Consider the following 21,670-nt stretch of genomic DNA (forward strand, 5'->3'; position numbering starts at 1 on the left):
TATGGCTGCATTTAACGCCATTAAAAATGGACTAGCCTTAGTGCTAGTCTGTTTTTTGTTATCAAGCTGTGGCTTTCATTTAAAAAAAGCTTCTAGCTTGCCTGATAACTTAAAACAGCTAACACTTGTAGGCGATGATGAAAAATCGACTTTATTTACTGAGCTTAAAAAAGAGCTTAAAGCGAGTAACGTAGAGCTAGTATCGTCAGCTAAAAATAAAGCCCAATTGTATTTACGCAAAGAAAGTATTGAACGCCAAACTCTTTCGCTGTTTCAAAATGGTCAGGTTGCTGAATACGAACTTGCTTATGGCGTGTCGTATGTAGTTAAACTCCCAGGCGAAAAAGCGATAGAAAAACGTTTTGAGCTTTACCGTAATTACCAAGACGATCCGGATCATGCATTAGCAAAAGCAAAAGAGCTTGAGCTACTCATTAGCGAGATTCGTGAGCAAGCCAGTCGTCGTATTGTTAGAGAGCTGTCGCAACTATAATGCGCTGCTATGCTAATCAACTACCGAGTGAATTAAATAAAGGGCTAAAGCCCTTTTATTTAGTATTTGGTGAAGAGCCTTTTCAAGAAGCGCAGTGCGTACAACAAATTCGCGACTGTGCTAAGCAACAAGGTTTTGATGAAGTAATTAAGTTTACTTTAATGCAAGGATTCGATTGGCAAGAAATCATAGCCCAGTATCAGAGCATGTCGCTGTTTAGCGCCCGCACTATTATTGAGCTTGATTTAAACCAACAAAAGCCAGGCGTTATTGGCAGCAATACCTTTAAAAAAGTAGTTGAGCTGGTTAATCCCGATACTATTTTAATTGTTAAAGGCGCTAAAGCCAGTCAAGAAGTACAACGTGGTGCGTGGTTTAAAGCCCTTGATAAACTAGGCGTGTTCGTACCTTGCTACCCACTTACGGGCTCTCATGTAAAACGATGGCTTGATGAGCAATGCCAACGTTTATCACTTAATATGCAAAGCGACGCCAAAGTAAGCTTAATAAATGCCACTGAAGGCAACTTATTAGCCTGTTTTCAGGAGCTTGAAAAGCTCTCGCTACTACACGGCAATGCATTAATTACTCAGCAACTAGTTATGCAAGGGCTGTTAAATCAAGCCAAGTTTGATATTTTTGATTTAAGCGATGCACTATTAAATGGCCACGCTAAACAAGCTATAAAAGTACTAAACAAACTTGCCAGCGATAACACCGAAGTGGTGAGTATTTTGTGGGCTATAACCAAAGAGCTTAATACACTTATAAGTGTGCAACTTGGTTTATTAAATGGCGAACCCATAGCAAATTTATTTAAACAAAAAGCAATTTGGAAAAACCAACAAGGTCCAGTTCAAAACGCAATTAACCGTTTAAATATGCACACACTGGAACAAATAAACAGTGATGTTGCGTTGTTTGATGCCAGTTACAAGCAAGGTAATTTAATTGCACCTTACCAAGCGCTTGCTCATATTTGTATTAAATTTTGCCAGCCGCTCAACATTCCTATGCCGTGCCACGCGGTTAATTAATAAATAATGGGTGTTAAATGATCGCAATTTTTGGTGGCACTTTCGACCCCGTCCATTTAGGCCATCTAAATATGGCGCAGCAATGCGTTAATGCGTTTAATTTAGATACGCTTTATTTTATGCCCTGTGCACTCCCTGCACATAAAGCAGCTCCGGGAATTAGTACGCAGCACCGTATTAATATGCTAAACGCAGCTATTGCACCTTATCCTCATTTTGAACTCGATTTAAGAGAGCTTAACCGAGCTGGTCCATCGTATTCGCTACTTAGTTTGCAAGAACTTCGTAAAGAGCACCCCACTACACCTATTTTATTTTTAATTGGTATGGACTCGTTTAACAATCTCGATAAGTGGTTTGAGTGGAAGGCAATAACACAGCTTTGCCATATTGTGGTGTACCAGCGCCCAGCTCAACATTGCACTGTAAAAGGTGAGCTCAAAAGCTATATGCAACACGCAAATGCTGGCGAAGTAGCGGCACTTAAACACTCACTTGCAGGTAAACTTTATTTTTTACCGGGCGAAATGCTCGATGCGGCCTCAAGTACAATTCGCAAGCAGCTAAAAAAAAGTAATAAAAAGAATGAACTATTGCCCGATGCAGTGAGTCATTACATAGAAGTGCATCAGCTCTATCAAATTGATGCTTAAAAACTCCTAGCGTGTTAAAATGCGCGCCATTAAATTTTTAAATTGAGACAAAACCTTGGATTCAAAACAACTACTCGCCTTTGCTATGGACAAAATTGACGATATGAAAGCGCGTGACATCGTTCATATTGACGTAACTGAAACATCAGATATTACAGATTACATGGTAATTTGTTCTGGTACTTCTAAACGCCACGTACAGTCAATTGCCGATCACTTAGCAAAAGAAGCGCGTCATGCAGATTCAGAGCCACTAGGTTATGAAGGTGAAGGCGACGGCGAATGGGCACTGGTTGATTTAGGTGATGTGGTTGTACACGTGATGCAAAACGAAGCACGTAGCTATTACGATCTAGAAAAACTGTGGGGCTAAACGCTCACTCATTTTAGACAATGCTTGGAAGTAATACGTGAAAATACAAATGATTGCTGTTGGTACTAAAATGCCAGCATGGGTAGAAACGGGATTTGCAGAATATCAGCGCCGTTTCCCTAAAGATATGGCGCTAGAGTTAATCGAAATTCCAGCCGGTAAACGTGGTAAAAATGCAGATATAAAGCGTATTTTACACATTGAAGGTGAAAAAACATTAGCGGCTATTCCAAAAGGCAATCGTATTGTAACGTTAGAGGTAACAGGGAAAGCACTCGATACTCACCAACTTGCTAAAAATATGGAAAAATGGCAACTCGATGGCCGCGATGTAAGTTTACTTATTGGCGGACCTGAAGGACTTGCTCCAGAGTGTATTGCAGCGTCTGAGCAAAAATGGTCGTTATCTAATTTAACATTGCCGCATCCTTTGGTGCGTATAATTGTTGCAGAGAGCCTTTACCGAGGCTGGAGCTTAAATAACAACCATCCTTATCATCGCGAGTAACCCCTTGCCATGCTAAAACATAGACCCACTATTCGTGACCACTCCGCAGAAGCAAACTTATTTGCTAGGCGAGCATTCGTGGGTTTTGTTTTTGTATTAGGATTAGTCGCAGTATTGCTTTCTAATCTTTATACTATTCAGGTCGAAGATCACCAAGACTACCAAACCCGCTCCAACGATAATCGTATTAAAGTTATTCCTATTGCACCCAACCGTGGTTTAATTTACGACCGTAACGGTGTGCTACTTGCTGAAAACAAACCTGTTTACAACCTTGAGGTCATCCCCGAAGAGGTAGACGACCTTGACGAATCGCTTGATCAAATAAGTAAAATAATTGCGATTACAGAGCAAGACAAACAAGACTTTTTAAAAGATATAAAACACACCCGTCGTTTTAAATCACAAGTATTAAAAGCTCGCTTAGACGAAACAGAGGTGGCGAAACTTTCGGTTAATCAACATAAATTCCCTGGTTTTAGCATTGAGGCACGCCTTGCACGCTACTACCCATTTGGCGACACACTAACGCATGCGCTCGGTTACGTTGCCAAGCTTAATAGAAAAGAGCTAAACCAATTAGAACAAGAAGACCGTGCAACCAATTACCGCGCCACACATGATATTGGCAAACTCGGCATAGAAAAATATTACGAAGAAACACTGCACGGTAAAGTAGGCTCACAACGGGTAGAAGTTAATAACCGTGGCCGTGTAATACGCACCCTGAGCATGACCCAACCGCAACCTGGTAGCGACCTAGTACTTACTTTAGACGTGGGCTTGCAACAAATAGCACAACATGCGCTTAAAGATATGCGTGGCGCTGTTGTAGTTATGGACGCCAAAGATGGCGGCGTGCTGGCACTTTATTCAAACCCAAGTTACGATCCAAACTTATTTGTACACGGCATTAGCAGCAAAAATTATAAAGCGCTGCTTAACCAAGACCGGCCATTAATAAACCGTACTACGCAAGGTCGTTATGCGCCGGCCTCTACTGTAAAGCCCTTAATGGCTGTATTAGCGCTTGAAGAAAATATAGTAAATGAAACAACATCAATGTGGGATCCAGGCTTTTTTGAAATACGAAACGTAGAGCATAAATGGCGTGACTGGAAACGTTGGGGCCATGGTCATGTAGATGTATACAAAGCCATTGAAGAGTCGTGCGATACCTATTTTTACGATGCGGCTTATCGATTAGGCATTACTAAAATAAGCGATTTTATGGCCCGTTTTGGCTACGGTGATTTGTCAGGTATTGATATTCACGAAGAAACTACTGCTATTCTACCTTCAAAAGAATGGAAAGAAGGACGCTTTAAAGAGTCTTGGTGGCCTGGTGATACTATTTCGGTAGGCATTGGCCAAGGTTACTGGACTGCCACACCAATTCAAATTGCAAATGCAACTAACATATTAGTTAATCGTGGTATTAATCATCCCCCTCATTTGGTGCAAGTAATAAAAAAAGATAACGACATAACGCAAATTAACAACGAAGAAAAACCTCCTGTTATTTTAAAAGATCCGCGCCATTGGCAAGTATCGTTAGATGCAATGCATAATACAGTACAAAAAATATCAGGCACAGCCCACAAAGCATTTAAAGGGACTAACTACGACTCGGCTGGTAAAACCGGTACCGCGCAAGTAGTTAGTATTGCCCAAGGTGAGCGTTACGATGCAGAATCTCTTAAAGAGCGCCAACGCGATAATACAATTTATGTAGGCTTTGCACCTTATAGCGATCCTAAAATTGTGGTTTCTGTTGTGTTAGAAAACAACCACGGCGGTATTCAAATAGCTCGCCAACTTATGGATTACTACTTTGCAGCCAACCCTGTTAATCTTGCAAGGAACGAGACACCATGACCGCTTTGCACGATAAACGCTCTATTTGGATGCGTATGCACCTAGACCTACCGCTGCTTATTGCACTACTTATAATGATGGCTGGCAGCATAATGGTTGTTTACAGCGCAAGCGGGCAAGAGTCTTCTATGATGATCAGGCACATGACCCGCATGGGCGGTGCGATTTTTGCTATGATTGTTTTAGCCCAGTTTTCGCCTGCCACGTTAAAGCGGCTAGTGATCCCACTTTATTGTGTTGGGTTATTAATGCTAGTCGGTGTACTTTTATTTGGTGTAAGCTCAAAAGGTGCGCAGCGTTGGCTCAATTTAGGGGTGACACGGTTTCAACCTGCAGAATTAATGAAGTTGGCTGTCCCGATGATGGTAGCTTGGTATATAGGTAGAAACCACTTACCACCTCGCCCGCTACACTTAATTATTGGTTTTATGATTGTAATGCTCCCTACATTATTAATTAAAGAACAACCCGATTTAGGTACCGCTATACTTATTGCAAGCTCAGGTATATTTGTATTATTTTTGTCTGGTTTGAGTTGGCGTTTAATAGGCTTTTTAAGCTCGATTGTAGCGCTTGCTGCATGGCCATTTTGGCACTACGGTATGCACGATTATCAAAAACAACGTGTACTCACCTTTTTAGATCCTGAGAGCGATCCGCTTGGTTCGGGTTATCATATTATTCAATCGAAAATTGCTATTGGATCTGGCGGCATAGAAGGTAAAGGCTGGTTGCTTGGTACACAATCGCAATTAGAGTTTTTGCCAGAGCGCCACACCGACTTTATATTTTCGGTTTTAAGCGAAGAATTTGGCTTATTCGGCGTATGTGTTTTACTTAGCCTGTACTTATTTATTATTGGTCGTGGTTTATACATTGCTGTTAATGCACAAGATGCATTTGGTAAATTGCTCGCAGGCGCACTCACCCTCACCTTTTTTGTATATGTATTCGTAAACATAGGCATGGTATCGGGTTTATTACCTGTTGTAGGCGTACCTTTACCACTGATTAGTTATGGTGGTACATCGATGGTGACGTTAATGGCAGGCTTTGGCATTATTATGTCAATCGCGACAGATAAAAGGATGCTTTTAAAATAATGCGACACACGAATCAGTTTATATTTACTACATTATTAATTTTACTTTTAAGTGCTTGTAGTAGTGGGCCAAGTAGCCGTTATAGTATGCGTCATGATGCAGCGCCATTAAGAGCTCCAACTACACTTGAGATGCAAGACGCTATAGTTACCGAAACCACTAAAAGTGCTAGCGCTAGCCGCCCATACACAGTGCTTGGTAAAAGCTATTCGCCCATGCTTGATGAGACGGGTTATAGTGAGGAAGGCATTGCCTCTTGGTATGGTCGTAAATTTCATGGTTATCACACCTCAAATGGTGAAACGTATGATATGTTTGCCATGACCGCAGCGCATAAAACGCTGCCACTACCTAGCTTTGTTAAAGTAACCAATACAGCAAATGGTAAATCGGTAATCGTACGCGTGAACGACCGTGGCCCATTTCATGACGATAGAATAATTGATCTTTCGTACGCAGCCGCTTATAAGCTTGGCTACTACACCCATGGTACAGCAAAGGTTAAGCTAGAGGCCGTTACGCTTGCGGGCGCAACTGCGCGTCAAACCTATATTCAGGTAGCTGCAGGTAGTACACTTGCTAATATTGAAGCACTTGCCAGCACATTGCGAGAGCAATACAAATTACCAACAAATATTGTGCAAAAAGACGATATTTACAGACTGCATTTAGGGCCAATAAAAGATACCCCTCATGCAAACGAAGTATTAAAAAAATTAAAAGAAAATCAATTTCAAAACGCGTTCTTGCTTTACACTCAGTAAGACTAATACCCAAACTATCCCAAGATGCAGAATTCAGCGTTGCACTGGGGCTTAATATCTAGGCGTTACTTTGTAGAAATGGTAATCCCTTTTAAAAAGTAACAACACAGAGAGTAAGCTCCAGTGAAACGCCCTAAGGGTTGGTTTAAAAACGATTTATACTGCGTTATTGATTTGAACAATAGAGTAACTATTATTTGCAATCAATGCCTTGCCTAAATCGTTTTTAACTCCAACGACGCTCGCATCTCGGGGTAGTTTGGGTATAGAATGGCGTAACGCGAATCTTTAACTTTAACCATTAATGAGTATGATGAAATCTATTAAACATAAAATCCTCAAAGGTGTATGCGGCCTAGTTTGTACAGCCGCCGTATTCTCAGCCAGCGCCCAAATTATTCCGGCACCACCTCAAGTTAATGCGAAAGGTTATTTTTTAGTCGACTTTACAACTGGTAAAGTTATTGCTGAAGGTGAAGCCGATACACAGCTAGCACCTGCAAGTTTAACTAAAATGATGACCAGTTATGTAATTGGTACTGAAATTAAAGCAGGTAATATTGCCACTACCGATATGGTAACGGTAAGCGAAAAAGCATGGGCTAAAAACTTTCCAGAATCTTCAAAGATGTTTATTGAAGTAGGTAAACAAATTAGTGTTGATGAGCTTAACCACGGTATTATTATTCAATCAGGTAATGATGCATGTGTAGCAATGGCTGAGCATATTGCTGGAAGCGAAAGCGCATTTGCTGATTTAATGAATGCCCATGCTGCTAAATTAGGTATGAGCAACAGTCACTTTATCAACAGCCACGGCCTTGATACTGACGAGCACTTCACAACTCCACGCGATATGGCGACACTTGGTGCTGCTCTTATTCGTGATGTGCCAGATGAATATGCACTTTATAAGCAAAAGTCATTTACTTATAACGGCATTAAGCAATATAACCGTAACTCATTATTATGGGATGAAAGCTTAGATGTTGACGGCATTAAAACAGGGCATACATCAGAAGCTGGTTACAGCCTAGTTACCTCAGCTACTAAAAATGATATGCGTTTAATTGCTGTTGTTATGGGTACTTCAAGCGAACGAGCTCGTAAAGTAGAAAGTAAAAAGCTACTTAACTATGGTTTTCGTTTTTATGAAACAATTACTCCGTACAAAGCAGGCGATAGCTTTGCAGAACAACGTATTTGGATGGGTAACAAAGAGAACGTATCTTTAGGTATTTTAGAAGATACACCAATTACTATCCCACGTGGTCAGCATAAAAACCTTAAAGCTAACTTTGAGCTAGATAATACGCTTGAAGCACCACTTGCTAAAGGTACTAAAGTAGGTACGTTATTCTTACAACTAGAGGGCGAAGATATTGCTCAATACCCACTAGTTACACTTGAAGAAGTGGAAGAAGGCAGCTTCTTTAGCAAAATTTATGATTACTTACGCTTACAGATCATGCAGTAATTTATATCTCCCCTATTAACTAGGTAACTAATTTAAACGTCTCCACTGTGAGGCGTTTTTTTTTGCTTGAAAAATGTTAGAATGCGCCCCATATAAGCAAGACTGCTAATTGCCTATCTGTATTAAGCTTCAAGCTTGCATAGAGTCCACACTTTTGTATGAGGAGTCACCGTCGTGGTTCAACCTGTTAAAGATACTAAATTTGATGAGTACCTAGAGTACCCTTGCCCATTTACATTCAGAATAATGGGTTTAGCTAACGTAAACTTAACTGATCAAATTTTAGCTAAGTTACAACCAATAGCACCTGGCGATTACGCCCCTAAAGTAAAACCAAGCAGCAAAGGTAATTACGAGTCAGTAAGCCTTGTAGCAACAGTTACTAGTGGCAAACACATTGAAGAAATTTACAACGTGATCAGCAATATTGATGACGTACGCCACATGCTTTAATCCATAGTTGAGATTTGTTGTGAACGAAAACACTTTGATCGTACGCCAACTGGGTCGTCAGCGTTATATGCCAATTTGGCAAAAAATGCAGGACTTTACCGACACCCGTGATGAAAATACGCCAGATGAAATTTGGCTTGTAGAGCACGAGAGTGTATTCACCCAAGGTCAGGCTGGTAAGGACGAACACTTACTAGCTCCTGGCGACATTGAGGTGATTAAAGTTGACCGTGGCGGGCAAGTAACTTACCACGGCCCAGGCCAGCAAATGATGTATGTATTATTTAATCTACGTCGTTTAAAGATTGGTGTACGTGAACTGGTTACTTGGCTTGAAGAGTGCATTATTGAATCACTCGCCGAGTATGGTATTGAAGCTTATGCTAAAGCTGATGCACCAGGTGTATACGTTAATGACAGTAAAATTGCATCCCTTGGTTTAAGGGTTCGTCGTGGTTGCTCGTTTCATGGCTTAGCATTAAATGTTAACATGGACCTAAGTCCATTTTTACGCATTAACCCATGTGGTTATGCGGGCATGAATATGGTGCAAACTAAAGAATTAGATGGTCCTCAAAACCTAGAAAGTGCGGGTGAAGGATTGGTGAAACACATGATCAAGAAGCTTAATGCAACACAGGTTAAGCATACTGAAGGGTTTGAAAACGAATGAATAAACCAGTCAAAATGGAACCAGGTGTAAAACTACGCGACGCAGAAAAAATGGCGTTGATCCCAGTAAAAGTTTTACCTACAGAAAAAACTGAAATGTTGCGTAAGCCAGAATGGTTAAAAATTCGCTTACCTAAATCAACCGATCGTATTGACGGTATTAAAAAAGCGCTACGTAAGCATGGCTTACACTCGGTATGTGAAGAAGCTTCGTGCCCTAACCTATCTGAATGTTTTAACCACGGTACAGCTACCTTTATGATTTTAGGTGCTATTTGTACTCGTCGTTGCCCATTTTGTGATGTTGCTCACGGTCGCCCATTAAAACCTGATGCCACTGAACCTGAAAAGCTAGCACTTACTATTAAAGATATGAAGCTAAGCTACGTTGTAATCACTTCAGTTGACCGTGATGATTTACGTGATGGTGGTGCACAGCATTTTGCCGATTGTATTCGCGAGATTCGTAAACATAATCCAACTATTACTATCGAAATTTTAGTACCTGATTTTCGTGGTCGTATGGACCGCGCACTAGAGATATTAATCGAGACGCCACCAGATGTGTTTAACCACAATCTTGAAACTGCGCCACGTTTATACAAACTAGCTCGTCCAGGCGCTGACTATAAATGGTCATTAGAATTACTTCGTCGCTTTAAAGAAGCTCACCCAGAAGTAAAAACTAAATCAGGCTTAATGGTTGGTTTAGGTGAAGAAATTAGCGAAATTGAAGAAGTACTTCGCGATTTACGTGCTCACAACGTTGACATGCTAACTGTAGGCCAGTACCTACAACCTTCTAAGCATCACTTACCGGTTAAGCGCTACGTGCCACCAGTAGAGTTTGACGGCTTAAAAGCGTATGCTGACGAAATTGGCTTTACTCACGCCGCTTCTGGCCCGTTTGTACGTTCAAGCTACCATGCTGATCAACAAGCAGCGGGTAAAGAAGTGAAATAATCACATTTATCAAAAAATTAAAAAAGCCGTTAATGATGCATAATCATTAACGGCTTTTTCATGCTAATTGATAAAATAGCTTACTGCGCTATCTTACCTCTTGTGATAGAAAAATCAGCAAACCTAACACGTTCTTCATCAACTCGAAGGCTGTCGGTTTCAACAATCGAGCGGTATATTCCCCACTTAGGACGAGCAAAATCATCATCATTAAAGCCGCGCCACATATCTATGTTTTGCTCGCTTATATTAAATATCTCTGCATTATCGCTTAAGCGCGTTAACGTCATATCAAACTTGCCATTTTCACTAAATGTAGCTTGTACAAATACCTCGACCCATTCATCTGTAATGAGTGACCAGTCGGTTTCAATGAGGTTTTTATCAAGACCCGTGCTGTTGCCGTTTTCATCAAACCCTGCGCTATATCGCACTTGCAGCTGATTACCTGTACTGTTTTTTTGTGCTCCAGAGAGCGTAATAACAGGCTGGTCGTCGTTGCCATTAGTATTATCGTTGCTGTCATTTCGAGCTTTTATTTGAAAAAAATGGCTAAACTTACTCGTAAGCTCAAGCTCGCTGCTTACTTTAAATTTCCAGCTATATTGAAATGTCTCACCCTCAAACGCCAGTGTTTCTTGTGGTGATTTATCGTAGGTTTTTATTTCGTTACGTTGTCTATCACTTACGCCTTTGTCTTTATCTTGGTCATCATCTCGGTGAGCTAAAAAGACAAAATGGTTACCAATTATCGTATCGGTATCTTCAATAATATGGACAACACTTTGATGATTGCCAGCATATAAGTCTGGAGATTCAATTGACCCTTCGCCGAAGGCATTTTCAATAAGCGTGTATGCGTCAAGCCCCGAATTAACGCCATCTGATCGCAATAAAACGTGTGATATTTTCTCAAAGCCATCAGCTTGAGCTATTGGTGCACCTACAATTGTTATGATAATTTGTGCGCTGGTACCATCTACAGAGTTTACTGTTATTGTATCTTGTAGTGTTTCACCTTCACTTAAAGATGTTATTGAAGCGTTTAAATCGTCAAGTGTGTATGACCAATCTCCACCAGCATTTAAGCTAAAAAAACCATAGCTTGTAGCGCTATTTTCTTGTGCTACAAAAGCAGCTTCACCTGATTGTTGATCCGTAATAGTTAACGAGCCTGTTATTGCATCATTACTATCGCTAATAACTTCACCTAGAGTGTTACCACCAATTGTTGCAGGAGTTTGTGAAGAAATCGCTTCATTATTTTGCACCGTAGGATCAGAGCCTGAGCTGCCACAACCAGTAACTAAACAAGATAGAAGTATAGCTGTAACTGTATTACAGGGTTTAAGGGTATATTTAGACATGAGTAGTTCTGCGGTTAATAGTAAGTTAATTAAATATGAATTTACCAATTTATTGTACAAATAACCACAACTCAATTACCAATTAACATTACCAATTTACTGATATTTTAAATTTAATTATAAAATCTATTATTTTCATAGTGATACAAAAAATTATTTCTATAGAGTGTTTATTTATATTTGTTTTAAAATAAAATTAGGTTAAACCTGAGTTACTTGAGATAATTAATACTGACATAATTATTTAGGTTCATTATGAAACTATTAGTTCGTAACTTGTCTCGTGCTACCACTGAGCATGAGCTTCGTACTTTATTTGCAGAGCACGGTAAAGTGACTACTTGTAACTTGGTACTTGATAAAGAAACTGGCCAATCTAAAGGTTTTGCCTTTGTAGAAATGCCAAACGACATAGAAAGTAAAAGCGCAATTACTGCACTTAACCAATCTACTGTTGATAAAAGTAAGATCCGCGTAAAACTTGCAGACGCATAAAGCTAACTGCAACCTATGCAAAAAAACCAGCTAATGCTGGTTTTTTGCTTTTAGTGCCCAGTATTATAAAAGAAGCAGACAGCACAAAAAATGTCTCCTGCTCAGCTAATATTGCAGCAGCAAAAAATGCAATGCCACTAGCTATAAATACCCACTTTTTTACATTGGCCCATTATGTGCTCCTTTAGATTGTTCGTTATTTATACGCCTTATAATATCAATCTGCAATTGAATGAAAAGTTCTCTATAAAAATTCGACATCGCTGCGGTGCTTCCTTTATATTGAAAGCCTAATTAAATAACAATATGAAGACTATGGCATCTACTCTTTTAAAAAGCGCTAGCCTAAGCTTGCTAGTTGCACTCTTTGGCTGCTCAGAGCCTGCAAGCGAACAAACTCCATTAGAAAATACAGCAGGTGTAAGCCTTAGCAATATTAAACAGCATATTAAAACGCTAGCCTCTGATGACTTTGAAGGCCGAGGCCCGCTTACTCATGGTGAAGTAAAAACCGTAGGCTACTTAAGCGAGCAATATAAAGCGCTGGGTTTAACCGGTGCTTATAAAGGTAAATACTTACAGCCTGTAAAAATGGCAATGGTGACAGCTAATCAGGATATGCAGTTAAAGGTAGGTGATTTAAGCTTTGAATCAGGTAAAGACTTTACCGCACGTACCGAGCAACTTCAGCCATTAATTGATGTACGCAATTCTGACGTTGTATTTGCGGGCTATGGTATTAATGCACCAGAATATAACTGGAATGACTATAAAAATATTGATGTAACTGGTAAAACTGTGGTTGTGCTAGTTAACGATCCAGGCTTTGCTACTCAAAACGACGCCCTTTTTACTGGTAATGCAATGACCTACTACGGTCGTTGGACTTATAAATATGAAGAAGCCGCTCGCCAAGGTGCAAAGGCTGTATTTATTGTTCATGAAACCGCGCCTGCGGCATATCCTTGGGGCGTAGTTGAAAGTTCAAACACCGGCACTAAATACACGTTAATGGATAACAATTTAAACGCGTCTAAATTACCGGTTATGGGCTGGCTAACACTTGATGCGACCGAGCAAATGTTTAACGCCGCAAAGCTTAACTATCAAGATTTAAAACAAGCAGCATTAAATAATGACTTTAAAGCGACGCCACTTAACTTAAAAGCAAACCTTGCCTTTAAAAACGAAGTATCACATGCCAAATCGCATAACGTAGTTGCACAAATTACAGGTAGCGAATCACCTGACGAATACGTTGTTATTAGCGCTCACTGGGACCACTTTGGTACTAAACAAACTGATACTGGCCCTAAGATTTATAATGGCGCAGTAGATAACGCTTCAGGCACTGCAGCCACGCTTGAAATAGCACGTATAATGAGCGAAATGAACAAGCAAAAACCATTTAAACGCTCAATTATTTTTGCTAACTTTACAGCAGAAGAAACAGGGTTAATTGGTTCTGAAGAGTTTGCATCGGGTGCGGTTGTACCTACAAAACAAATGGTCGGTTTATTAAATATTGATGGCATGAACGTGCTTGATGGCACTGACTACATTTTACAATACGGTAAAGATTTATCGACAATGGAAAACTACTTATCAAAGGCTGCAAAATCACAAGGCCGTGTTGTTAAAATGGATCCTCGCCCGCAAAATGGTTTGTTTTTTAGATCAGATCATTTCTCGCTTTCTAAGCAAGGCGTGCCTAGTTTATTATTTATGAGTCTGGGTGATACCGATCCTGAGTACATTGCGCATAAATACCATAAAGAAGCAGACGACTACTCAGCTGGTTGGTCGTTAGGTGGTGTTAAGCAAGATATAGATCTTATTGTTGATATAGCCACACAGCTTGCAAATAATGGCGATTGGCCAAAGTGGACGAGCGAGTCTGACTTTAAAGCCAAACGCGCGCAAGATAAGCAATAAATAGCTATTAAATAGTTATGTAATATAAAAATCCTCCTACTTGGAGGATTTTTGTTTTTAACGAGCGCGCATTAATAGCGTTTCGGCCTTTGCCCCTAAATAAACATAAATAGCCAGTGCAATTAAAAGCCCTACCACTGCCAGCATCATCGCTATGGCAGGCATTAAATATTCCGATTGCCCCAACGCCGCTTTAAACATAGTTAACAGCGCCTCAATTGATATAGCAATCAACACAGTAGAGATAAACCGTGTAATAGTGCGCCGCGTAGACGAGTGCCTAAAAATATCCTTATGCATCAGGATTTCTTCTTCGAGTATTGTTTTACCTAAATCAAATACTGCCAATGCCAAGGTGATGTAAATAATGATACTAAAGGGTTCAAGTGGGTCTGATGAGGTATCTACATGAGTTAATAGAGCGTATATATCACTAAAAACGATATTTAGTAAAAATAATACTAAGCAAAATAAGCACGCCACAATAATACCGTAACCCGCCTTGAAGTAAGGCGACATATTAGCGCGCGCAGTATCACCCATTACAAACTCAATAAGCTGCGTTAAGCTCACATCAACAACCAAGTAATGTTGATTATTAATTGGTTTTTTTAGCTCTTTAATCGCCGATATACATAAATGGTTAGTCGCTATAGAAATATAGGGATCAGTAAAGCACACTTTATCACTTGCTTTAGCGTTCAAAAAATAGGGTCGCTCACTTAAATCTTGTTGATTACCACTTTCACCTAATTTTTTGCTGTATGCGCGTTTAAAGCAGACGTTATTACCCTGCTGCAAACCTTCTGCATTTAAACAATATTGTAATTCTAAAAATGGGTACTGCTTAATCAGATAGCGAGTATCACGTTCTTTAGTTAATCCGTCCTCAATACTCATTAAAATAGATTCAAGTAAACTGTGTATTACATGCTCATATTCGTGGTAGCGCTCAACACTACTGATATAACTCATTCGCGCCATTTTAAATACTCATTAACCTAAGTTATAAATAGATTTGCAAGTTTAAAACCAACAATAAAATAACTTAACAATCAGTAACTTGACACTATTCAAACTCAAGTTTTGCACTACTTTGGTGACTAAATAGTAATATATTAAATTAAATGCACAAAAAAGCAGCTAAGTATTAATTACTTAGCTGCTTTGTGAGTATGACTGGTAAGGTTCTACATAGAGCTTATTACTGAACCTTCGAAAACTCTTCTTTAGATAACTCGCCATTACCATCTGTATCTAATTGATCAAAAAGCTGTACTAGTTGCGAGTTTACTTGGGCTTCTGTTTTGCTAATTACGCCGTCGCCATCTGTATCAAAAGAATCAAAATCTACCGCAGCAAACGCCGCTGAAGAAGAAGCTAGGGCTACAAGAGCTAAAGTTTTGTGTAATGTTTTCATAATCGTTTCCTTAGGCTTTGAGCCTGATTAGGGGTAAGAAGTCCTTTTCAAAGATCCTTTAGGAGTAAAGTGTCTATAAATTAATATTCAAAAAAATCATTTTCTGTCGGACCACCGCTACTTTGAACATTCAGCTCGTCAAATTGCTCTATCACTTGCGCCGATTCTTCAGAGCGACTAATTGAAGCGTTGTCGTCTGCATCGCGTGTTTCAAAGTCTGTGTTTGCAAATACTACTGACGAAGAAACAATAGCCATAAGTACAAATGTTGATTGTAGCTTTTTCATAATTTAATCCTTCAAAAGTATGCGGTGTCCTAAATAAATTTGCTCTATAGTGCTCTCTAGTCACTTCCTGGTTATTCTTTTTAGTAGGCTCCCTTGCCTACTTAGGTTGTCTTTGGCAACTCAGAATTTAGATAACATCACAGAGCATTAACTGCTTAAGGCTTTAATTTTAGGCCTTAGAAAACTCATCTTCAGATAGCTCACCATCTTGGTTTGTATCGAGTTCTTCAAATTTGCTTAAAAGCTCAGCATCTACTGAAGCTTCGGCTTGGCTGATTGCGCCATTACCATCTACGTCTAGCGTATCAAAATCTGTTGCTGCAAAAGCCGCTGATGAAGAAGCTAGCGCCATTAGTACTAATGTTGATTGAAATGTTTTCATAATAGTATTCCTTCATTGGGTTGTTGCGATTAAGGCCTTTGGCTTTCATCACGTTTTGCTTAATACACTCTAGGTATTACAACTTCGGTGCCACTTTTTATTTATTATTTAAAAACAATGAGTTAAATGATATAAAGCGAGAAAAGCTTAATTTGGGGAGGTGTTATTGTTGCTATTTAGCAACAGCCATTTAACTAAAAATAATAAACCATTATAAATCAATTGGTTAAGTTTAATTAAAAAGACACACTTTTGCTAAAAAGCCAATAAGGGGGGCGTTTAGGTTAGCCTTCAAAATAAACTGAATATGAACATGAAAATTACATCGGATTTATTTTCGGCTATTAAATAATTAATTTATTTATAATCAGTAAGTTATATTGTTTTTGAAATTTATTATAAAAATTTTGGAAAGATATTTTGAAATTAACTATTTTGTTGCCAAATGGCGAATTTATCTAGTAAGGTTTCAATGCTAAAGCTAAGTTGTAGCATTAAACTCATAATTTAATGCGCTGTAAAGCATAGGTTTGCTTAAATTAAGCAAACCTACATCGTGTGCCAGCCAGCTATTGGAGTGAGGTAAATTATATAGATTTAAACTACTTCCACCCTTGCAGCCACTTTTGGTTATCTTTTAAATCTCGCCAACTAATTGGATATTGATTTTTTGACATAACAGCCTCAGTAATACATTCAATTACATTGCCGTCTTCATCAAATTCCACCTCAACAATAATGAAGTGTTTTTCTTTATTTATAGAAGGTGTTGCGGTCCATTTACTATTCAATAATTTTTTAGGGTTTAGTTTATTCATTTAATGTAACCACTCTTACTCATAGCTTATATAAGGCAACTATACGACCCCAACACCTACTTAGTTCAGACTACTCTGCAACTAGCTTGCCTTTGTGCATTTGCATTTGGCAATGAAAGTCATATTCACCGGCTTCAAGCGCAGGTAGTTTAACCGTATTGCCATCACCCATTGCCAGCGTTTTACTTATATCAAGCTGTGGAAATACCACTGTTTCGGCGCACGGCGCGCTGTCTTTTCTATCAAAGGTAAGTACAACCTCTTTGTTGGCTGCCACTTTAATGTGTCCTGGCTTATAAACACCGTTATCAACGACTATCGTTTCTTTGTTGTCATCACTTTGTGTTTGCTCTGGTTTGTATAGCCAAAACCAATAAATAATTGCAGCTATTAACAGTGCACCACCTATATTAATCATCAACATAATGTACTCCTTTGCTTAAATTACGATTTATTTGGTTTGAAAAAACGTAAGCGATTAGCGTTACTTACCACTGTAAGCGATGAAAGTGCCATAGCTGCACCTGCAACAACAGGGTTAAGTAGGATGCCAAAAAATGGATACAACACGCCGGCTGCAATCGGAATACCCGCCACGTTATAAATAAAGGCACCAAATAGGTTTTGTTTAATATTTGAAATAGTTGCATTACTCACTGCAATTGCATCAGCAAGGCCATGTAATGAACCACGCATTAAGGTAATGTCTGCACTTTCTATTGCAACATCGGTACCTGTACCAATTGCAAATCCTACGTCGGCTTGTGCAAGTGCGGGAGCATCGTTAATACCATCACCTGTCATACCCACTATTTCACCATTTGCTTGGCGTTTTGTTACTTCGTTTACTTTATCATCGGGCATTACTTCTGCAATAAAGTCATCAATACCAACTTGTTTAGCAACGGCTTGTGCAGTGGCTTTGTTGTCACCTGTTAGTATAACTAGGTGGATACCTTTATCTTGCAGGCGTTTAATAGCTTCAACTGAATCCTCTTTAATTGGATCGGCTACTGCAATAATAGCGTGGAGCTTATTATTACTTGCAAAATACATGGGCGTTTTAGCATCACTGGCAAGTGTTTGAGCTTGCTCGATTGCATCATCAACGGCCACGTTGTATTTATCCATTAGCGCTTTATTGCCAAACAACAATGTTTGCCCGTCAACACTGCCAGTGACACCTTTACCTGTAATTGCATTAAAGTCGGCTACTTTACTTAAAGCTAAGCCCTGCTTTTTAGCGTGTGCCGTAATTGCTTGGGCTAGTGGATGCTCTGAGCTACTTTCAAGGCTTGCAACAAGTTGCATTACTGTATTTTCATCACTGTTATTAAAGGTAACTACATCAGTAACTTGCGGTGTGCCTTGAGTAATAGTGCCTGTTTTATCTAAAATCATGGTGGTGATTTTAGATGTTGTTTGCAGCGACTCACCATTTCGAATTAATATTCCTGACTCTGCAGCTTTACCAATACCCACCATAACCGACATAGGGGTTGCGAGTCCTAGCGCACAAGGACAAGCAATAATAAGTACAGTGGTAACCGCAACAACGGCATAAGCAATTGATGGCTCAGGTCCAAAGTTTAACCATGCAAGGCCTGCAAGCACCGCAATAATCATGACTGTTGGTACAAATATTCCTGATATAACATCAGCTAAGCGCCCTATTGATGGCTTTGAGTTTTGTGCACGCTTTACCATATTGATAATATTGGCAAGTGTGGTTTCGCTACCAATGTGCGTGGCTTTAAATAATAAAGTGCCACTTTTATTAATACTTCCGGCAACGACTTTGTCGCCCGTTTTTTTGCTTACAGCCATTGGCTCACCAGTAAGCATTGACTCATCAACCGTACTGCTGCCTTCAATAACATCGCCATCCACAGGGATTTTTTCACCCGGGCGTACGCGTACTTCATCATTTTTTACAACATCACTAATGTCGATGTCTTGCTCTTGACCATCGCGAATAACGCGTGCAGTTTTTGGTTGCAGGCCAATTAAGCGTTTAATTGCTTGTGAGGTGCGCCCACGTGCTCTTACTTCAAAAGCGAGCCCTAAACTAATTAAACCGATGATCATCGATGATGCTTCAAAATATACGTGCCTTGCGACTTGTGGTAATAAGTTTGGTGCTATTACTACGAACATTGAATACAACCACGCAGTACCTGTACCAAGCGCTATTAATGTATCCATATTGGCAGCATGGTTTTTAAATGCCTGCCAAGCACCGTTGTAAAATTGCTTACCTGATATAGCCATAACCACAAGCGTGACTATACCCACTAAAAACCAGGCTATTCGTTGTGTGTCGGTGGTCACACTCATATCAAAAATAAGCCCGTATATCATTAACGGTGCACCGACTCCTAACGCTAATATCATATTACGCATTAGCTTTTTGTAATGTGCCTCATCCGATTTTGCTTTTTCATCAAGTGCATCTTGATCAGACTCGTTACTCATTGGCTTAGCTGAATAACCAATGTTTTCGACTGCTTTAATAAGCGTGCTTTCGCGGGCTTTACCTTCTACACGGACAGTACGCTGTGCAAAGTTCATTTCTACATTTTGCGCACCTTGCACGCTATTAAGGGCTTTTTCAATTTTAGCCACACAACTGCCGCAATTAGCACCTTCAATAATAAAGTTTTGCGCGGTGTCTTTTGTATTAGTCGTCATTACGCTGCTCCTTATTTGCAGAATCGTTTATTGGATCAACAAAAGATTCTATTAAACTACATACGTCACTGGCATTTGCACCATCGGCTGATGTATCCCATTGCGCCAGAGCTGCATGCATTCTGTTTCGTAATTTTAATGTTTCTTGAAATAGTGCTTCGGTTTCTTCTAGGCGTTTAGTAATGAGTTTACGCGTTAACGGACAAGGACAATTCCCCTGCTCAGACTCGCCTATAATGTGTTGAATATCTTTGAGAGAAAAACCAAGTTGACGAGAGCTAATAATAAACTTTAAACGCTGCTGGTCTTGCTTTGTATATTCTTGATAACCATTTTCTTCACTGCGTATTGGATGAAGTAACCCAATTCGTGTGTAATGACGAACAGTATCTGCAGTCACGCCCATTAACTTGGCAAGTTGTTTAACATACATAATTTAACTCCGTCATGTTTCAATAGCTTCATAATAAACCTAGGTGCAACACATAGGTCAATGGCTATTTTAAAACTAACAAAATAATACTAATTGGCTTAATTAAGTGCTCTATTTAAGACAATAAATCGAGTGGATAACAAGGCAAAGGTTTCGTTATTTAGTTGTTATTATTAATTGCCCCTGCATTCATGCCGTCGTATATAAAAAATGTTTATGCAGTTAGCGCCGTACTTAATCCCTCAAATTGATTAAGTATTGTTGCTCATTGGCATAATGACACAAACATAATTAACTTAAGCTGATATTGGCCGTGTATTATCTGAAGGGGATGTAATTTAGCAGAGAAGCGCCTAAGTAAGGCGCGTATTAATCTAAGGGCGTGTTAATCATTGGTGATTTAATTTATGCAGACTGTTTGGTCTTTAGGCAAGGCAGAGCCTATGTAGTGTGGTTACCCCCCATAAACAGGCGATAACGCAGCATAAATACCAAACATGCGCTGCCCTAGTTTGATTCGCTACGGCTTTGCTCTAATTCGTCGCTTAGTTGCTGCGCTAAAGTTTGTATTTTAGGCATAGCATCTTTCATTAAGCTTTGTGACATTTGCATAGACTCTTGCATTACAACAGGCATTTTTTCGAGTATTTTTTGCCCTGTATCTGTTTTATAAAACGCTAACATATCGGCAATCTCTTGCTCACTAAAATGCTTGTCGTATACATTGACCATCATTGGCTGCATTTTAGCCCAGCTCATTTCGGTTTTTAATACCTTCGTCATGTCGCCGTAGTACTTATCAAAAATAGCTTGCTCAGAAGGCTTAACACCCATTTGGTCTGACATGCCTTTCATCATACCTTCAACCTGGCCGTACATAGAATCAACCATTGAATCTAAATTCATTACACTAATGAGTTCATCTATTTTTTGCTGCTTAGTATTTTGTTCAGCATATAAACTACTAGAAAAAATCAGTAATGATAAAAGTAGTACCTTACCCATAATAATATCCTTTCATATAAATAATTAATTTATAGTCACATGAATAGTTTGTATTGTAAAGGGTACAAGCAATCATTAAAAAGGCCGAATAAAATGAATTTATTCGGCCTTTTATAAATTACTTTTTGCGTTAGTCGTCTTCTACATTATCTAGGCCTTTAGTGCCTTCTTTGGCTTTTAGCTTATGATGAATAGCTGACTTTATTAGCATGTAACCACTAATCGGTGCTGTAATTAGTAAAAATATAGTAATGAGTATTTCTTTAACACTTAGGCCATGCTCTGAACTTGCAAAATAAACCATAGCCGCAATTAACATACTCGCCATGCCTAACGTGGTTGCTTTAGTTGGTCCATGCAAACGCATAAAAAAGTCAGGTAGTTTAATTAAACCTATTGAGCCAATTAAAATAAACGTACCACCAAATAACAATAATATTGATACAACCCATTCGCTGATCAT

25 protein-coding genes are annotated in these 21,670 nt (G+C 39.3%); 14 read left to right on the forward strand and 11 right to left on the reverse strand.

The features are described 5' to 3' along the window. Position 1: 1 nt before the first annotated feature. The 12 genes from lptE (at position 2) to lipA (ending at position 10,374) form a co-directional block, all read left to right on the forward strand. Positions 2 to 493 (forward strand): LPS assembly lipoprotein LptE, encoded by a 492-nt coding sequence (gene lptE / locus H5161_RS08590; protein WP_182769094.1) that lies wholly within the window; start codon positions 2 to 4, stop codon positions 491 to 493. Then, positions 493 to 1,530 (forward strand): DNA polymerase III subunit delta, encoded by a 1,038-nt coding sequence (gene holA, locus H5161_RS08595; protein ID WP_002958525.1) that lies wholly within the window; start codon positions 493 to 495, stop codon positions 1,528 to 1,530. The genes lptE and holA overlap by 1 nt, the downstream gene beginning before the upstream one ends. 17 nt (positions 1,531 to 1,547) lie before the next feature. After that, the gene (nadD, locus tag H5161_RS08600; RefSeq protein ID WP_024594705.1) at positions 1,548 to 2,183 is read left to right on the forward strand and encodes a nicotinate-nucleotide adenylyltransferase; all 636 of its coding nucleotides are present in this window, start codon (positions 1,548 to 1,550) and stop codon (positions 2,181 to 2,183) included. 55 nt (positions 2,184 to 2,238) lie between these two features. Further along, positions 2,239 to 2,556 (forward strand): ribosome silencing factor, encoded by a 318-nt coding sequence (rsfS, locus tag H5161_RS08605; protein ID WP_002958523.1) that lies wholly within the window; start codon positions 2,239 to 2,241, stop codon positions 2,554 to 2,556. Positions 2,557 to 2,593: 37 nt separating this feature from the next. Further along, positions 2,594 to 3,064 (forward strand): 23S rRNA (pseudouridine(1915)-N(3))-methyltransferase RlmH, encoded by a 471-nt coding sequence (gene rlmH, locus H5161_RS08610; protein ID WP_002958522.1) that lies wholly within the window; start codon positions 2,594 to 2,596, stop codon positions 3,062 to 3,064. Positions 3,065 to 3,073: 9 nt separating this feature from the next. Next, positions 3,074 to 4,942, forward strand: a complete 1,869-nt coding sequence (gene mrdA / locus H5161_RS08615; RefSeq protein WP_182769095.1) for a penicillin-binding protein 2 — start codon at positions 3,074 to 3,076, stop codon at positions 4,940 to 4,942. Further along, positions 4,939 to 6,045: a rod shape-determining protein RodA gene (gene rodA, locus H5161_RS08620; protein WP_039489315.1), complete on the forward strand. Its 1,107-nt coding sequence runs from the start codon at positions 4,939 to 4,941 to the stop codon at positions 6,043 to 6,045. The genes mrdA and rodA overlap by 4 nt, the downstream gene beginning before the upstream one ends. Next, positions 6,045 to 6,809, forward strand: coding sequence for a septal ring lytic transglycosylase RlpA family protein (locus tag H5161_RS08625; RefSeq protein WP_024603580.1), 765 nt, complete (start codon positions 6,045 to 6,047; stop codon positions 6,807 to 6,809). Before rodA ends, H5161_RS08625 begins: the two co-directional genes overlap by 1 nt. A 313-nt stretch (positions 6,810 to 7,122) precedes the next feature. After that, positions 7,123 to 8,286, forward strand: a complete 1,164-nt coding sequence (locus H5161_RS08630; RefSeq protein ID WP_002958518.1) for a serine hydrolase — start codon at positions 7,123 to 7,125, stop codon at positions 8,284 to 8,286. A gap of 174 nt (positions 8,287 to 8,460) precedes the next feature. Further along, positions 8,461 to 8,739 (forward strand): DUF493 family protein YbeD, encoded by a 279-nt coding sequence (gene ybeD, locus H5161_RS08635; RefSeq protein WP_002958517.1) that lies wholly within the window; start codon positions 8,461 to 8,463, stop codon positions 8,737 to 8,739. Between the two features lie 19 nt (positions 8,740 to 8,758). Then, positions 8,759 to 9,412 (forward strand): lipoyl(octanoyl) transferase LipB, encoded by a 654-nt coding sequence (gene lipB, locus H5161_RS08640; RefSeq protein WP_010554695.1) that lies wholly within the window; start codon positions 8,759 to 8,761, stop codon positions 9,410 to 9,412. Next, on the forward strand, positions 9,409 to 10,374 hold the full coding sequence (lipA, locus tag H5161_RS08645) for a lipoyl synthase (RefSeq protein ID WP_002958515.1): 966 nt from the start codon (positions 9,409 to 9,411) through the stop codon (positions 10,372 to 10,374). The genes lipB and lipA overlap by 4 nt, the downstream gene beginning before the upstream one ends. An 80-nt stretch (positions 10,375 to 10,454) precedes the next feature. Here the strand turns inward: lipA and H5161_RS08650 are convergent, their stop codons facing one another. Further along, positions 10,455 to 11,741, reverse strand: a complete 1,287-nt coding sequence (locus H5161_RS08650) for a VCBS domain-containing protein (protein ID WP_182769096.1) — start codon at positions 11,739 to 11,741, stop codon at positions 10,455 to 10,457. 255 nt (positions 11,742 to 11,996) lie between these two features. Between H5161_RS08650 and H5161_RS08655 the strand changes: the two genes are divergently transcribed. Both H5161_RS08655 and H5161_RS08660 read left to right on the forward strand, forming a co-directional pair. Continuing rightward, positions 11,997 to 12,236, forward strand: coding sequence for an RNA-binding protein (locus H5161_RS08655; RefSeq protein WP_002958513.1), 240 nt, complete (start codon positions 11,997 to 11,999; stop codon positions 12,234 to 12,236). 315 nt (positions 12,237 to 12,551) lie between these two features. Next, positions 12,552 to 14,171: a M28 family metallopeptidase gene (locus H5161_RS08660; protein ID WP_182769097.1), complete on the forward strand. Its 1,620-nt coding sequence runs from the start codon at positions 12,552 to 12,554 to the stop codon at positions 14,169 to 14,171. Between the two features lie 57 nt (positions 14,172 to 14,228). Here the strand turns inward: H5161_RS08660 and H5161_RS08665 are convergent, their stop codons facing one another. From H5161_RS08665 to H5161_RS08710, 10 genes are all read right to left on the reverse strand, one after another. Then, positions 14,229 to 15,155 carry a PDC sensor domain-containing protein gene (locus H5161_RS08665; RefSeq protein ID WP_182769098.1) on the reverse strand — a complete coding sequence of 309 codons (927 nt, stop codon included), beginning with the start codon at positions 15,153 to 15,155 and terminating at the stop codon, positions 14,229 to 14,231. A gap of 220 nt (positions 15,156 to 15,375) precedes the next feature. Then, the gene (locus H5161_RS08670; protein WP_024597051.1) at positions 15,376 to 15,591 is read right to left on the reverse strand and encodes an EF-hand domain-containing protein; all 216 of its coding nucleotides are present in this window, start codon (positions 15,589 to 15,591) and stop codon (positions 15,376 to 15,378) included. Between the two features lie 80 nt (positions 15,592 to 15,671). Then, complete coding sequence (locus H5161_RS08675) at positions 15,672 to 15,878, reverse strand: hypothetical protein (RefSeq protein WP_007378760.1); 207 nt, start codon at positions 15,876 to 15,878, stop codon at positions 15,672 to 15,674. A 169-nt stretch (positions 15,879 to 16,047) separates the two neighbouring features. Further along, on the reverse strand, positions 16,048 to 16,260 hold the full coding sequence (locus tag H5161_RS08680) for a calmodulin (protein ID WP_007585535.1): 213 nt from the start codon (positions 16,258 to 16,260) through the stop codon (positions 16,048 to 16,050). Positions 16,261 to 16,862: 602 nt separating this feature from the next. Further along, positions 16,863 to 17,078 carry a TIGR02450 family Trp-rich protein gene (locus H5161_RS08685; RefSeq protein ID WP_007585532.1) on the reverse strand — a complete coding sequence of 72 codons (216 nt, stop codon included), beginning with the start codon at positions 17,076 to 17,078 and terminating at the stop codon, positions 16,863 to 16,865. Between the two features lie 70 nt (positions 17,079 to 17,148). Beyond that, on the reverse strand, positions 17,149 to 17,502 hold the full coding sequence (locus tag H5161_RS08690) for a cupredoxin domain-containing protein (protein WP_182769099.1): 354 nt from the start codon (positions 17,500 to 17,502) through the stop codon (positions 17,149 to 17,151). Between the two features lie 20 nt (positions 17,503 to 17,522). Then, positions 17,523 to 19,769: a heavy metal translocating P-type ATPase gene (locus H5161_RS08695; protein WP_182769100.1), complete on the reverse strand. Its 2,247-nt coding sequence runs from the start codon at positions 19,767 to 19,769 to the stop codon at positions 17,523 to 17,525. Then, on the reverse strand, positions 19,759 to 20,202 hold the full coding sequence (locus H5161_RS08700) for a MerR family transcriptional regulator (protein WP_024595963.1): 444 nt from the start codon (positions 20,200 to 20,202) through the stop codon (positions 19,759 to 19,761). Before H5161_RS08700 ends, H5161_RS08695 begins: the two co-directional genes overlap by 11 nt. 507 nt (positions 20,203 to 20,709) lie before the next feature. Then, positions 20,710 to 21,207: a DUF2059 domain-containing protein gene (locus tag H5161_RS08705; RefSeq protein ID WP_182769101.1), complete on the reverse strand. Its 498-nt coding sequence runs from the start codon at positions 21,205 to 21,207 to the stop codon at positions 20,710 to 20,712. A gap of 130 nt (positions 21,208 to 21,337) precedes the next feature. Further along, entirely contained in the window at positions 21,338 to 21,670 is a 333-nt protein-coding gene (locus H5161_RS08710) for a Na+/H+ antiporter subunit G (RefSeq protein WP_002958501.1), read from the reverse strand.

This window comes from Pseudoalteromonas sp. SG43-5, assembly GCF_014164345.1.
GTDB classification, from domain to species: domain Bacteria; phylum Pseudomonadota; class Gammaproteobacteria; order Enterobacterales; family Alteromonadaceae; genus Pseudoalteromonas; species Pseudoalteromonas distincta.